General features: G+C 68.5%; 13 protein-coding genes. 10 read left to right on the top strand and 3 right to left on the bottom strand.

What is annotated here, in order from left to right; translation table 11 throughout:
* The first annotated feature begins 46 nt into the window (after positions 1-46).
* The 5 genes from FHS55_RS15835 (at position 47) to FHS55_RS15815 (ending at position 4,905) form a co-directional block, all read left to right on the top strand.
* Entirely contained in the window at positions 47-484 is a 438-nt protein-coding gene (locus FHS55_RS15835) for a nuclear transport factor 2 family protein (RefSeq protein WP_183190753.1), read from the top strand.
* Entirely contained in the window at positions 481-1,956 is a 1,476-nt protein-coding gene (locus FHS55_RS15830; RefSeq protein WP_183190752.1) for an amidase, read from the top strand. Before FHS55_RS15835 ends, FHS55_RS15830 begins: the two co-directional genes overlap by 4 nt.
* Positions 1,953-3,251, top strand: a complete 1,299-nt coding sequence (locus FHS55_RS15825) for an amidase (protein ID WP_183190751.1) — start codon at positions 1,953-1,955, stop codon at positions 3,249-3,251. The genes FHS55_RS15830 and FHS55_RS15825 overlap by 4 nt, the downstream gene beginning before the upstream one ends.
* Positions 3,248-3,799 carry a flavin reductase gene (locus FHS55_RS15820; protein ID WP_183190750.1) on the top strand — a complete coding sequence of 184 codons (552 nt, stop codon included), beginning with the start codon at positions 3,248-3,250 and terminating at the stop codon, positions 3,797-3,799. The genes FHS55_RS15825 and FHS55_RS15820 overlap by 4 nt, the downstream gene beginning before the upstream one ends.
* Positions 3,800-3,861: 62 nt before the next feature.
* Positions 3,862-4,905, top strand: coding sequence for a 2,5-dihydroxypyridine 5,6-dioxygenase NicX family protein (locus FHS55_RS15815; RefSeq protein WP_183190749.1), 1,044 nt, complete (start codon positions 3,862-3,864; stop codon positions 4,903-4,905).
* A gap of 149 nt (positions 4,906-5,054) precedes the next feature.
* Here the strand turns inward: FHS55_RS15815 and pcaC are convergent, their stop codons facing one another.
* Genes pcaC through FHS55_RS15800 form a run of 3 tightly spaced genes read right to left on the bottom strand, consistent with a single transcriptional unit; the run spans position 5,055 to position 6,928 of the window.
* Positions 5,055-5,456 (bottom strand): 4-carboxymuconolactone decarboxylase, encoded by a 402-nt coding sequence (pcaC, locus tag FHS55_RS15810; protein ID WP_183190748.1) that lies wholly within the window; start codon positions 5,454-5,456, stop codon positions 5,055-5,057.
* Positions 5,453-6,154 (bottom strand): GntR family transcriptional regulator, encoded by a 702-nt coding sequence (locus tag FHS55_RS15805; RefSeq protein ID WP_183190747.1) that lies wholly within the window; start codon positions 6,152-6,154, stop codon positions 5,453-5,455. The genes pcaC and FHS55_RS15805 overlap by 4 nt, the downstream gene beginning before the upstream one ends.
* Complete coding sequence (locus FHS55_RS15800; protein WP_183190746.1) at positions 6,155-6,928, bottom strand: alpha/beta fold hydrolase; 774 nt, start codon at positions 6,926-6,928, stop codon at positions 6,155-6,157. It abuts the gene before it with no gap.
* A 149-nt stretch (positions 6,929-7,077) separates the two neighbouring features.
* Between FHS55_RS15800 and FHS55_RS15795 the strand changes: the two genes are divergently transcribed.
* The 5 genes from FHS55_RS15795 (at position 7,078) to FHS55_RS15775 (ending at position 12,096) form a co-directional block, all read left to right on the top strand.
* Positions 7,078-7,785 carry an enoyl-CoA hydratase/isomerase family protein gene (locus FHS55_RS15795; protein ID WP_183190745.1) on the top strand — a complete coding sequence of 236 codons (708 nt, stop codon included), beginning with the start codon at positions 7,078-7,080 and terminating at the stop codon, positions 7,783-7,785.
* Positions 7,786-7,825: 40 nt separating this feature from the next.
* Positions 7,826-8,746 carry an NAD(P)-dependent oxidoreductase gene (locus tag FHS55_RS15790; RefSeq protein ID WP_183190744.1) on the top strand — a complete coding sequence of 307 codons (921 nt, stop codon included), beginning with the start codon at positions 7,826-7,828 and terminating at the stop codon, positions 8,744-8,746.
* A gap of 279 nt (positions 8,747-9,025) precedes the next feature.
* Positions 9,026-10,171 carry a transporter substrate-binding domain-containing protein gene (locus FHS55_RS15785; protein ID WP_343056185.1) on the top strand — a complete coding sequence of 382 codons (1,146 nt, stop codon included), beginning with the start codon at positions 9,026-9,028 and terminating at the stop codon, positions 10,169-10,171.
* Positions 10,171-10,821, top strand: a complete 651-nt coding sequence (locus FHS55_RS15780; protein WP_183190743.1) for an ANTAR domain-containing response regulator — start codon at positions 10,171-10,173, stop codon at positions 10,819-10,821. The genes FHS55_RS15785 and FHS55_RS15780 overlap by 1 nt, the downstream gene beginning before the upstream one ends.
* 24 nt (positions 10,822-10,845) lie before the next feature.
* Positions 10,846-12,096: an urea ABC transporter substrate-binding protein gene (locus FHS55_RS15775; protein WP_183190742.1), complete on the top strand. Its 1,251-nt coding sequence runs from the start codon at positions 10,846-10,848 to the stop codon at positions 12,094-12,096.
* The last annotated feature ends 2 nt before the right edge of the window (positions 12,097-12,098 follow it).

Here is a 12,098-nt window from a genome sequence, read left to right as displayed (position 1 = left end):
TTCGTTGAGACGCCTGTTCCCGCCGACGCATGACCGGAGGCTCGACGTGGCCCACCACGTAGCCGACACTGACGCTTCCCCCGCGCATGATCCGGTGGAGGCCTTCTACGCCGCCTATAACGGCCATGATGCCGCCGCCGCCGCCGCGCTCTATGCTGGGGACGGCTGGCATGAGGAAGCCCATAACGGCATGCGCCGGGAAGGGCGCGCGGCGCTGCAGGCCGGCCTCGACCGCTTCTTCGGCTTCCTCGCGCAGGCGCATTGGCAGGTGCGCGAACGCATCGACGCGGGTACCCAGGTCGCCGTGGTCTACACGCTGACCGGTGCGCTCGCCGTCGACATCAAGGGCCAGCCGACCCGCGGCCGGCCGATCGAACTGAAGGGCGTGCACCTGTTCGACATCGCCGACGGCGCCATTCGCGGCACGCGGGACTATTGGGACCCCGCCGCGTTCCAGCGGCAGATCGCGGAGATGACGGCATGAGCACGCCGGTTGACGGCTCCCACGATGGCGGCTTTGCCGACTACGAAAAACATGACGCCACCGGCCTCGCGCAGCTGGTGCGCGCCGGCGAGGTGACCGCGCACGAACTGCTCGATGCCGCGCTGGCGCGCATCGAGGCGCATGAGCCGCAGCTGCACGCGCTGGTCCATCGCTTCGAGGAGAAGGGCCGGCAGGCGATCGACGAGGGCCTGCCCGTGGGGCCGTTCACCGGCGTGCCCTTCCTTCTCAAGAATACCGGCTTCGAGATGGCCGGCACCATCCTCTCCACCGGTTCGCGCCTGTTCAAGGATGCGGTGTCGGCGCGCGACGGTACGCTGGTCGCCCGCTACAAGGCGGCCGGCCTCGTCATCCTCGCCAAGACCAACACGCCGGAATTCGCCCTGAGCTTCACCACGGAGCCGGAAGCGTTCGGCCCCTCGCGCAACCCGTGGGATACGCGGCTCAGTCCGGGCGGCTCGTCCGGCGGCTCCACCGCTGCGGTGGCCGCCGGCTATGTGCCGATGGCCAACACCTCGGATGGCGCCGGTTCCACCCGTTTGCCGGCATCGCATTGCGGGTTGTTCGGCTTCAAGCCGAGCCGCATGGTCAACCCGCTCGGGCCCATCGCGGTGGAAGCCATCGCCGGCATGTCCACCCCGCATGCGGCGAGCTGGAGCGTGCGCGACAATGCCGCGCTGCTGGACGCGAGCGGCGGGGCCGATATCGGCGATCCCTATCTCGCGCCCGTCGGGCCGGAGAGCTACCTCTCGCAGGTGACGCGCGAGCCGCGCCCGCTGCGCATCGGCTTCACCCCTGTCTCGCCGCTCGGCACGCCGGTCGATCCCGATTGCGTGCGGGTGGCGCAGGAGGCCGCGAAACTGTGCGAGGAACTTGGCCACACCGTGGAGATTTGCGATGCCGGCTATGACGCCCATGCGCTCAAGGCCGCCTGGCGCATCATCGTCGGTGCCAATGTCGCGCCGGCCGTGGCCATGCGCGGGCAGGCACTGGGCCTTGCCGATCCGCTCAGCTACCTCGAAAGCGTCAATGCCGAATGGGTGGAGGAAGCGCGCGGCCTCCCGGCGACCGCCTATGTCGGCGCGGTGAACGTGCTGCACCAGATGGCCCGCTCGCTAGGCCGCTTCTTCCAGAGCTACGACGTGCTGCTGTCGCCGACCGCCGGCGAATTGCCGCCCCCGCTCGGCACGCTGGCCAGCGCGGGCAAAAGCCTCGACGCCTTCTACGACGCGTTCTGGACGCATGCGCCGTTCACCTGCGTGTTCAACGCCTCCGGCTGCCCGGCGATGAGCGTGCCGCTCGGCACCTCGGCGACAGGACTGCCGGTGGGCGCGCATTTCGGCGCCGGCTTCGGCAAGGACGGCCTGTTGTTCCAGCTGGCCGGGCAATTGGAGCGGGCGCGGCCCTGGTTCGGGCGCCGCCCGTCCCTCGGCCGTCGCGGAGATCACGGATGAGCGACACGACCTCTTTCAGCGACGGATCCCCGGCGGACCTGTCGGCCCGCGAGACCGCCGGGCTTGTGGCCAGCGGCCAGCTTTCCGCCGAGGCGGTGAGCGCGGCGTTTGCCGATCGTATCGCCGCCCGCGAGCAGGACGTGCAGGCTTTCGCGCATTTCGATCGCGAGCGGGCGCTCGCCGAGGCGCGCGCCAATCGTGGTGGGCCGCTGGCCGGCGTCACTTTCGGCGTCAAGGACGTGATCGACACCGCCGATATGCCGACCGGCTACGGTTCGGCGGCCTATGAGGGCAGCCGGCCGCCGTGGGATGCGCCGATCGTCGCGCTGACCCGGCAGTTCGGCGGCGTGGTGATGGGCAAGACCGTCTCGACCGAATTCGCCATGTCGAGCCCGGGCAAGACCCGCAACCCGCATAATACGGCGCACACGCCGGGCGGCTCGTCTTCCGGCTCCTGCGCCGCCGTGGCGGCTGGCATGGTGCATGCCGCCTTCGGCACGCAGACTTCCGGCTCGGTGGTGCGCCCGGCCGCCTATTGCGGCGTGGTCGGCTACAAGCCGAGCTTCGGCACGCTCAACCGCACCGCCGCCAAGGCACTGTCGGACAGTCTCGACACGATCGGCGTCATCACACGCGACGTGCGCGACGCGGCCTTCGTCACCGCCGCGCTGGCCGAGCAGCCGGCGCTGGCGCAGGGGCGGGTGCCGGGCGCGCCGACGGTCGGCCTCTTCCGCACCTCGCGCTGGCATCAGGCCGAGCCGGCGACGCGGGCGGCGCTGGAGCGGGCGGTCGCCGCCATCCGCGCGGCCGGGGGAGTGGTGCGCGACATTGCGGTGCCGGATGATTTCGACCGGCTCTACGCGCTGCATGACGCGGTGATGGGCTGGGAGACGCCGCGCACGCTGAGCTTCGAGCGCTGGATTCTGGGGGAGCGCATCTCGCCGATCACCCGCGCCTTCATCGAGACGCTGGCGCAGGCGACCCGCGCCGATTACGACGCCGCGCTGGCCCGGCTGAAGGACCGCGACGCCATTGTCGAGCCGCTGCTGGCGGGCTGCGATGTGCTCATCACCCCGGCCGCGCCCGGCGAGGCCCCGGCGGGGATGCCCACGGGCGATCCGGTGTTCAACAAGGTATGGACGCTGCTGCATACGCCGGCCCTTACGGTGCCGGCGGGCCTCGGCCCGAACGGCCTGCCGGTCGGGGTGCAGGTGGTCGGGCGTATCGGCGACGATGCCGGCACGCTGGCGGTGGCTGCCTTCCTCGAAGACGCGCTGAAGGCGCTCCAGCCATGACATTATGCGCCTCGCACGACCATGCCGGCGGGAGGATGGCGCCCGCCCATTCCCACCACGCCGACCCGGCGCTGACGGATGCCTTTCGCCATGCGATGGGGCGGCTCGCCGGAGCGGTGAGCGTCATCACCGCCGGGCATGGTAGCGAGGCGCGTGGTCTCACCGCCACCGCCGTGTGCAGCGTCTCCATGGCGCCGCCGACGCTGCTGGTCTGCGTCAACCGCAATGGCGAGGCCCACCGCACCATTGCCGAGGCGGGGGCCTTCTGCGTCAACGTGCTGGCCGAGCACGACCGGCCGATCGCCGACCGTTTCGCCGGCAGACACGGCCATGCGGGGGCTTCGAAATTCGGCGATGGCGAATGGCTGTCGCTCGCCACCGGCGCCCCCGCGCTGGGCGACGCGCTGGTCAGCATCGATTGCAGCATCGCCGAGTGCGTCGATGCCTATACCCACACGGTGTTCTTCGGGACCGTGCGCGCCGTGCGCCTGGGCGCCGCCGCTCCACCCCTCGTCCATTTCGACCGCGCCTATCGCACGCTGGCCTGAGGCCGGCGCCCGGGGCCACATTTCGTCCAACCTCCTGAGGATTCCCAAAAGGGAAGGCAATCATGGCAATCAGTGACCTGGCGCTCATCGACGCGTGGAAGGATGTGCTCACCCTGTCGAAGCTGACCGCGGGCGAGCAGGTCTCGCTGCTGGTCAGCGACGACAGCAACCCGCAGCTCGTTTCCACCGCGCGCATCGCGGTCGGCCAGCTCGGCGGCGTGCTCACCATCCTGCAGCTGCCCCCGCTCAATGGCGACGTGGCGCTCTCGCGCGACAAGTCCGGCTATGTCGGCCACACCGCGCTGAAGGGCAATCGCCCGGCGCTGGAGGCGATGAAGCATTCCGACCTCGTCATCGACACGATGATGCTGCTGTTCTCGCCGGAGCAGGAGGAGATCCTCAAGACCGGGGCGCGCATGCTGCTGGCCTGCGAGCCGCCCGAAGTGATGCTGCGCATGAAGCCGACGCTGGACGACGCCCGCCGCGCCACCGCCGGCGCGGCCCGTCTTGCCCGGGCGAAGACGATGACCGTGACCTCGAAGGCGGGCACCGATTTCCGCTGCAAGGTCGGGCATTACCCGGTGCTGAAGCAGCAGGGCTTCGTCGACGTGAAGGGCGGCTGGGACCACTGGCCGAGCTGCTTCGTCGCCACCTGGCCGGATGAGGGGTCCTGCGAGGGGGTGATCGTCATCGATACCGGCGACATCCTGCTGCCGTTCAAGCGCTATGCCCGCGAGCCGATCCGCATCGAGATCGAGGGTGGCTGGATCCGCAAGATCGTCGGCGGCTTCGAGGCCGAGTACCTGCGCACCTATATGGAGAGCTTCAACGACCCGGATGCCTATGCCATGGCGCATGTCGGCTGGGGCCTGCACAAGAAGGCGCACTGGACCACGCTCGGTCTCTATGACCGCGAGGCGGGGCTCTCCATGGATGCGCGCTCCTTCTATGGCAATTTCCTGTGGTCGAGCGGCCCGAACACCGAGGCCGGCGGCACCCGCGACACGCCCTGCCACATGGACATTCCGCTGCGCGGTCATTCGCTGTCGCTCGACGGCGAGCCGATGACCATTGACGGCCGGGTGATCCCGGAAGACCAGGCCTGAGGGGAGGCCTGTTTCTCCTCTCCCGATGGGGAGAGGGGTGGCGTGAGGGGCCTCTGACGGCTCCGCGACCGTGCTTCCCCCTCACCGACCCGCCGCGCGGGCCACCTCTCCCCGGCGGGGAGAGGCAGAGAAGCCGGTGCGAGCGATGTCTACGCTTTTGCCGCCGCGGCGGCCTTGGCGTCTTCCTCGGCGAAGACTTCGCGGGCGATGCGGAAGCTGTCCAGCGAGGCCGGCACGCCGCAATAGATCGCCACCTGGAGGAAGACCTCCCGGATCTCGTCGCGCGTCAGGCCGTTATTGAGGGCGCCACGCACATGGAGCTTGAGTTCGTGCGGACGGTTCAGCGCGGCGATCATGCCGAGATTGAGCAGCGAACGGTCGCGCCGCGCCAGGCCCTCGCGGCCCCACACCTCGCCCCAGCAATATTTCGTCACCAGCTCCTGCAGCGGACGGGTGAAGTCGTCGGCTTCCGCCAGCGACTTGTCGACATAGGCGCTGCCAACCACGGCGCGGCGGATCTGCAGTCCCTTTTCAAAGAGGTCGTCGGTCATTGAGAAGTCTCCGGGTCGTTGAGGGGGGAAGAGGGCGGGGCACCGAGTGCAACCTGCGCCGCCCGTGCGACATGGCGACCGGCGCAGTCGGCCGCCTGCGCGCCCTCGCGCCGGCCGATGGCTTCCACCAGCGCGTCGATCTCGGCGAGCGAGGCGTGTTTGCGGGCCGGGTCGGCCAGCGAGCGGGCGCGCAGCAGGCTGATGCGGGCGTTCAGCCGGTCGAGCAGATCACGCGCTACCGGGTTGGCGGCGCCCGCGCACAGGGCGCGATAGAAGTCGAGCTTGGCGTCGAGAATGCCGCCAAGTGCACCGGCCGCATAGGCGCGGGAGAGCGCGGCGTGGGCGCCGGCGAGCGCCTGCAGCGCCTCCTCATCCGCCCGCTCGCAGAATTGGCGGGCGACCAGAGCTTCCAGCGCCGCGCGCACGGCATAGATGTTCTCCGCCTCGTCCCGGCTGAGCACGGCCACCGAGAGGCCGCGCGCGCCGGCGACCAGCAGGCCGTCCGCCTCCAGCTCGCGCAGCGCTTCGCGCAGCACGGTGCGGCTGACGCCGAGCTCGGCGGTCAGGTCCTTCTCGATCAGCCGCTGGCCGGCGGGCAGCCGCCCGGTCTCGATCAGCCGGCGCAGCGTCGCGGTGAGCTTGCGGCGCAGCGGGGCGCTTTCCTGTCCGAGTGGGCCGATGCCGAGGGGCGCGTTCATTCAGCGGGCCAGCAGGAACGGGTCGATGGCGGCGTGGAAGGCCTCCGGCCGGTCGAGATTGGCGAGATGGCGGGCGCCTTCGATCTCGGCATAGCCGGCGCCGGGAATGAGCGCGGCGATCTCCTGCGAGAGCTTGGGCGGGGTGCGGTTGTCGCGCGAACCGACGACGACGAGGGTCGGCACCGCGATCTTCGCGTAGAGGTCGACGACATTGGCGGTGAACACCGACTGCGCCGCCTCGATATAGGCCTCCGCGCTCATGCCGGCGATGCTCGCGGTGAGTTCCCCGGCATGGGCGGGGTCGCCATCCTCGACCAGCGTGTCGGCGGTGTACTGGCGGGCATAGGCCTCCATCGAGCCCGCGCCGATCGCCGTGGCTATCGCGGCGGCACGGGTGGCGCCGGCCTCGCCCTGGTTGGCGAAGCTGTCGGCGATGACGAGGCGCGAGACCAGATGCGGGGCGATGTCGGTGAGATGCGCGGCGATCGGCCCGCCCATCGAGATCGCCACCACGCGGGCCGGCGTGGCACCGAAAGCCTCCAGCACGGCGGCCATATCCGCGGCGACATTGCGCACGGTGAAGCCGCCATTGCGGCTGGAGCGGCGATGGCCGCGCGCATCCACCGCGATCACGTCGAAATGCGCCGACCAGCGGCGGATCTGCTCGCGCCACAGCCAGGAGGCCGTGCCGAGGCTGTGGATCAGCAGCAGCGTCTCGCCGCTCCCGGCGCGGTCAAAGCCGAGACGTTCTCCGTTCAGGTCGATCGACGCCATCGGGCGGGCTCCTCGTCGTGCAGGGTGCGGCCGGGCCGCATGATTCAGTCGTTTGTGTATTATCGTCGTACATTAATACAAGTCAAACACCGCACCACCCGGCCCGGCAACGGGACCGCGGCGGGCATCGCAGCCTCAAGGAGAGCCTCATGAAGATCCAAGCGCATGGCGACGGCATTTACGGCGTCGAGTTCACCCGCACCGCCGATGGCAACCATGTCTCCTCGGCTCAGCTGATCGAATTCGCGCGCGCGCTGGATCAGGTGCTGGCGAAGCCCGACCTGCGCGCCGTGGTGATCTCGGGCGAGGGCGAGCATTTCTGCGCCGGGCGCGTGGGCGCCAAGGGCCTGACCTCGGCCGCCGACGTGCAGGCCGATCTCAACCTCATCCTGGAGGTCAACAACCGCCTTCGCTCGTCGCCGGTGCCGTTCGTGGCGGCGGTGGAAGGCAAGGCGCTGGGCTTCGGCTGCGGCTTCTCCACCCAGTGCGACATCACGATCGCCGCTGACGATGCGGTATTCGCGCTGCCCGAGATGTCGCACAAGCTGCCGCCGCTCATCGTGCTGTCCTATTTCACCACGTTCGTGCCGTTCAAGAAGGCGTTCGAACTGTCCCTGACCAGCCGGCATTTCGGCGCGGCCGAGGCGAAGGAAGTCGGCATCGTCACCGAGATCGTCGCTCCCGGCAGCGCATTGGCGAGGGCCATCGAGTTCGCCCGGATCATTGCCGCGCTCGATGCCGAATCGGTCACGCTGCTGCGCGAATTCTCCCGCCGGGTGGCGGGGCTCGGCGACGACAGCGAGGCGCGCAACGGTGTCGCCACCATGGCGATCGCGCTCGCCGCGCGCGCTCATTGAGGGGCGTGGCGTGCATCAGCGGGGTGTCGAGGAGGCGGTCATGAACGGGGATAGCGTGCTGTTCATCGGCGCCGGGCGGATGGGCGGGCTGATGGCCGGCCGGCTGGCCGATGCCGGCGTCGAACTGGCCGTGGCCGACCTCTCGGAGGAGGCGCTGGCGCCGTTCCGGGCGCGCGGCATTCCCGTCGCCCACCGCGCGGCGGATCTGCCCGGCGCGGTGGTCATCACCATGCTGCCGACCGATGCCCATGTGCGGGCGGCGCTGCTGGGGGAGGGGGGCGCCTGCACCCGCCAGCCGCGCGCGGTGGTAGTCGACATGTCGACCGCCTCGCCCGCCAGCACGCTCGCGCTTGCCGGCGAGTTGGAGGGGCGGGCGATGGTGCTCGATGCGCCGGTGAGCGGGGGCATGGCGCGCGCGCGCGCCGGCACGCTGACCGCCATGGTCGGCGGCGCGCAGGAGGCCTTCGCACGGGTGCGCCCGCTACTGGCGCATATGTGCGGCGAGGTGATCCATGTCGGGCCGCTCGGGTCCGGCCATGTCATCAAGGCGCTCAACAACTACCTGTCGGCCGCGACGCTGTGGAGCGCCAGCGAGGCGCTGATCGTCGGTCAGCGGCTCGGCCTCGACCCGGCGGTGATGCTGAAAGTATGGAGCGCGGGCTCGGGCACCAGTCACGCCACGCAGGTGAAGCTGCCTGATCATGTGCTGACCGGCACCTATGATTTCGGCCAGACGCTGACGCTGTTCTGCAAGGACATCGCGATCGCCGCCGATCTCGCCCGGCGCGCCGAGGTGGAGACGCCGACGCTCGACGCCCTGTTCGCCTTCTGGTCCGCCGCGCGTGACCGGCTCGGCGGACAGGAAGACATCACCGCCATCGCCCGGCTGATCGGCGAGAGCGGCCACGGGCCAAACTCGATGCTCGGCTTGAGGCCCGATCCCGCGCCGGAGCAGGAGTGACGTTCAAGTCCTGTCGGCTCCCGGACCCGAAGCTCCCGGATACGTGCCGTCATCCCCCTGTCACGGGATGAGTCAGTGCGTGCCGGAAAAGCGCTTGACAAAGGCGGGCATTCACGCCAGCCTAATTAAAGAGCGGCGGGCAAAGATGCCCATTGTCGCGGCAGTCTTGATGAACATTTCCAACGACGGTGCTTCTTGGCAAGCGCTGCAGGTTGGCGGCAACGACGCCCACGGTCCTTTGACCGGCGGGCGTTTTTTGTTTTTGGGTGGAGCGCGAACGTGTCCAGGCACTACCGCATAGGGGTCATGTTCTCGACCACGGGACCCTACAGCGTCGTTCCCCGTTCCATGCTGAACGGGGCGCTGCTGGCGGTGCGCGAGGCGCTGCCGGGCCTCACGGTCGAGCCGGTGGTGGTCAATCCGGGTGGCGACCTCGCCGCCTATGCCGCGCTGAGCCGGGAATTGCTGCAATCGGGCATCCGCCATGTGGTGGGCTGCTACACCTCCTCCAGCCGCAAGGAGGTGATTCCGTGCTTCGAGAAGCATGACGCGCTGCTGTGGTACCCGTCCCATTACGAGGGATTCGAGAGTTCCAACAACGTCATCTATACCGGCGCCTCGCCCAACCAGCATGTGCTTCCGCTGGTTGACTACATGCTGGCCCATGTCGGCCCGCGCGCCTTCTGCATCGGTTCGAACTACATCTGGGCGTGGGAGAATACCCGCATCTTCCGCGAGGCGATGACGGCGCGCGGCGCCCGGGTGCTGGCCGAGCGCTATGTGGCGGTAGGCGACACCGAGATCGACCAGGTGGTGGAAGCCATCCTGGAGGCGCGGCCGAGCTTCGTGTTCAACAACCTGATCGGCACCAGCAACTACGCCTTCTTCCGCGCCTTCCGCGCCGCCTGCAACGCCCGCGGCATCGACCAGCCCCGCACCTTCCCGGTCGCCAGCTGCACGCTGTCCGAGCCGGAGCTGGAGGAGATCGGCGAGGGCGCGGTGGAGGGGCATCTCAGCTCGAGCGTGTATTTCTCCTCGCTCGCCACGCCGGCCAACCGGGCCTTCACCCGCGCCTATCGCGAGGCGTTCCCGGAGGGGCCCTCGACCTCGGCCGATGCGGAAGCCTCCTATATCGCCATGAAGCTTCTCATGCTGGCCCTTGCCGAGGCCGGCAGCGACGATGTCGAGGCGGTGAAGGCGGCGGTCACGCGCCAGCATCTCCTCGCCCCGCAGGGCGGGGTGCGCATCGATCCGCAGACCCTGCACGCCTATCTCACGCCGCGCATCGGCATTTCCAACGATGACGCCCGCTTCGATATCCTGGTCGAGGCGGCGGGGCCGGTGCCGCCCGATCCCTATCTCGTCCAGTCGTCGCCGCGCTATGCGGTCGCTTCCCGCAACGCGTCGCTGAGGGTGATCAAGTGATGGCTCCTCGACTGCTCCAGAATTTCAACGGCGGCCGTGCGCACATTGTCACGGCCAATCCCACGGCGGTCGAAACGCTGCTGGCGACGCTCGGCAAGCTCGGCGTGAGCGCGAGCGTGCCCGAACTCGTGGACGGGCGCGCCGACATCGACCTCGCCGCGCTGCAGGCGGAGCGCGACATTCTGTTCGTCGATGGCGACCTCGACAATCCGCTGGCGCTCGACATCGATGCCGGCGCGCGCCAGCCGGCGGTGCCGGTGATCGGCCTTGTCGGGGTGGAAGCCCCGAGCCGGCTGAAGCAGCTGGTCCATCTCGGCGCCACGGCCTTCCTGCGCAAGCCGGTGCAGGGCGGGGCGGTCTACACCGCGCTGTTTCTCGGCATCAACCAGTTCCTGTTGCGCGGCGACCTCCGGGCGCGGCTCGACGACATGGATCGCCGCCGGCGGGGTCGCCGTGCGGTCGTGAAGGCCATCATCGCCCGGATGACCGATGCGGGCGTCGATGATGACGAAGCCTATGAGTGGCTCCGTCGCGAAAGCATGCGCTCGCGGCAGAATCTCGAAGATTACTGCGATGCATTCATGAAAAAGAGGGCGCCAGCCCTCGAACAACCGGGCCACGAATCCCTCCGGGGCGTGGCGCGGAAATAATATAACCTTTCACAGGAGTAAGACATGACTGGGAAGACCATGCGGGGGCTGCGTGCCGCAGCCCTCACGGGGACGCTTTTGCTCAGCGTCGCCCAAGGATTCACCCCTGCCTTCGCTGCCGACCCCATCAAGCTCGGCGTGCTCGAGGATCAGTCCGGCGACTTCGCCGCGGCGACCATCGGCAAGGTGCACGCGATCCAGCTCGCGGCGGAAGAGATCAACAAGGCCGGCGGCATCGATGGCCGCCCGCTGGAACTGGTGATCTACGACACCCAGTCCGACAATACGCGCTACCAGGAATTCATGCGCCGCGTGCTTCAGCGCGACAAGGTCGATGCCGTGTTCGCCGGCTTCTCCTCGGCCTCGCGCGAGGCCTATCGGCCGATCGTCAACCAGTTCGATGGCTTCGCCTTCTACAACAACCAGTATGAAGGCGGCGTGTGCGACGCCAACATGGTGGTAACCGGCGCGGTGCCCGAGCAGCAGTTCTCCACCCTCATCCCGTGGATGATGGAGAAATACGGCAAGAAGGTCTACACGCTCGCCGCCGATTACAATTTCGGCCAGATCTCGGCCGAGTGGGTGCGCAACATCGTCAAGGAACATGGCGGTGAAATGGTCGGCGAGGACTTCATCCCGCTCGGCGTCTCGCAGTTCTCGCAAAACATCCAGAACATCCAGAAGGCCAAGCCCGACTTCGTGGTGACGCTGCTGGTCGGCACCGCGCAGGCCTCCTATTACGAGCAGGCCGCCGCGGCCAGCGTGAACCTGCCGATGGCCTCCTCGGTCAATGTCGGCCAGGGCTATGAGCACAAGCGCTTCAAGCCGCCATCGCTCAAGGACATGTACGTCACCACCAACTATATCGAAGAGGTGGATACACCGGAATCCAAGGCGTTCGTCGCCAAGTTCAAGGCGAAGTTCCCCAACGAGCCCTATGTGAACCAGGAGGCCGAGAACTCCTATCTCGCGGTCTATCTCTACAAGCAGATGGTGGAGCGCGCGAAGTCGACCAAGCGCGAGGATATCCGCAAGGTGATCGCTCAGGGCGACGTGTGCATGGACGCGCCGGAAGGCAAGGTGTGCATCGACCCCAAGAGCCAGCACATGTCGCACACCATCTACCTCGCCAAGGTGGAGGCCGATCACTCCATCACCTTCCCGAAAGTGTGGGCCGACATCAAGCCCTACTGGCTCGGCGAGGCGGGTTGCGACCTGACCAAGAGCGACCCGAGCGCCCAGTACACTCCGTCCAACCCGCCGCCGAAGCCCTGATC

Source organism: Ancylobacter tetraedralis (assembly GCF_014195655.1).
GTDB classification, from domain to species: Bacteria; Pseudomonadota; Alphaproteobacteria; order Rhizobiales; family Xanthobacteraceae; genus Ancylobacter; species Ancylobacter tetraedralis.
Note: the sequence above shows the minus strand (reverse complement) of the source record. Positions and strands in the feature narration are given on the sequence as shown.

Excerpts from the sequence above, each read along its gene's own strand:
- FHS55_RS15795 (WP_183190745.1), top strand. The coding sequence starts at position 7,078 with ATGAAGATCCAAGCGCATGGCGACGGCATTTACGGCGTCGAGTTCACC.
- FHS55_RS15830 (WP_183190752.1), top strand. The coding sequence starts at position 481 with ATGAGCACGCCGGTTGACGGCTCCCACGATGGCGGCTTTGCCGACTAC.
- pcaC (WP_183190748.1), bottom strand. The coding sequence starts at position 5,456 with ATGACCGACGACCTCTTTGAAAAGGGACTGCAGATCCGCCGCGCCGTG.
- FHS55_RS15805 (WP_183190747.1), bottom strand. The coding sequence starts at position 6,154 with ATGAACGCGCCCCTCGGCATCGGCCCACTCGGACAGGAAAGCGCCCCG.
- FHS55_RS15815 (WP_183190749.1), top strand. The coding sequence starts at position 3,862 with ATGGCAATCAGTGACCTGGCGCTCATCGACGCGTGGAAGGATGTGCTC.
- FHS55_RS15790 (WP_183190744.1), top strand. The coding sequence starts at position 7,826 with ATGAACGGGGATAGCGTGCTGTTCATCGGCGCCGGGCGGATGGGCGGG.
- FHS55_RS15775 (WP_183190742.1), top strand. The coding sequence starts at position 10,846 with ATGACTGGGAAGACCATGCGGGGGCTGCGTGCCGCAGCCCTCACGGGG.
- FHS55_RS15780 (WP_183190743.1), top strand. The coding sequence starts at position 10,171 with ATGGCTCCTCGACTGCTCCAGAATTTCAACGGCGGCCGTGCGCACATT.
- FHS55_RS15820 (WP_183190750.1), top strand. The coding sequence starts at position 3,248 with ATGACATTATGCGCCTCGCACGACCATGCCGGCGGGAGGATGGCGCCC.
- FHS55_RS15800 (WP_183190746.1), bottom strand. The coding sequence starts at position 6,928 with ATGGCGTCGATCGACCTGAACGGAGAACGTCTCGGCTTTGACCGCGCC.
- FHS55_RS15825 (WP_183190751.1), top strand. The coding sequence starts at position 1,953 with ATGAGCGACACGACCTCTTTCAGCGACGGATCCCCGGCGGACCTGTCG.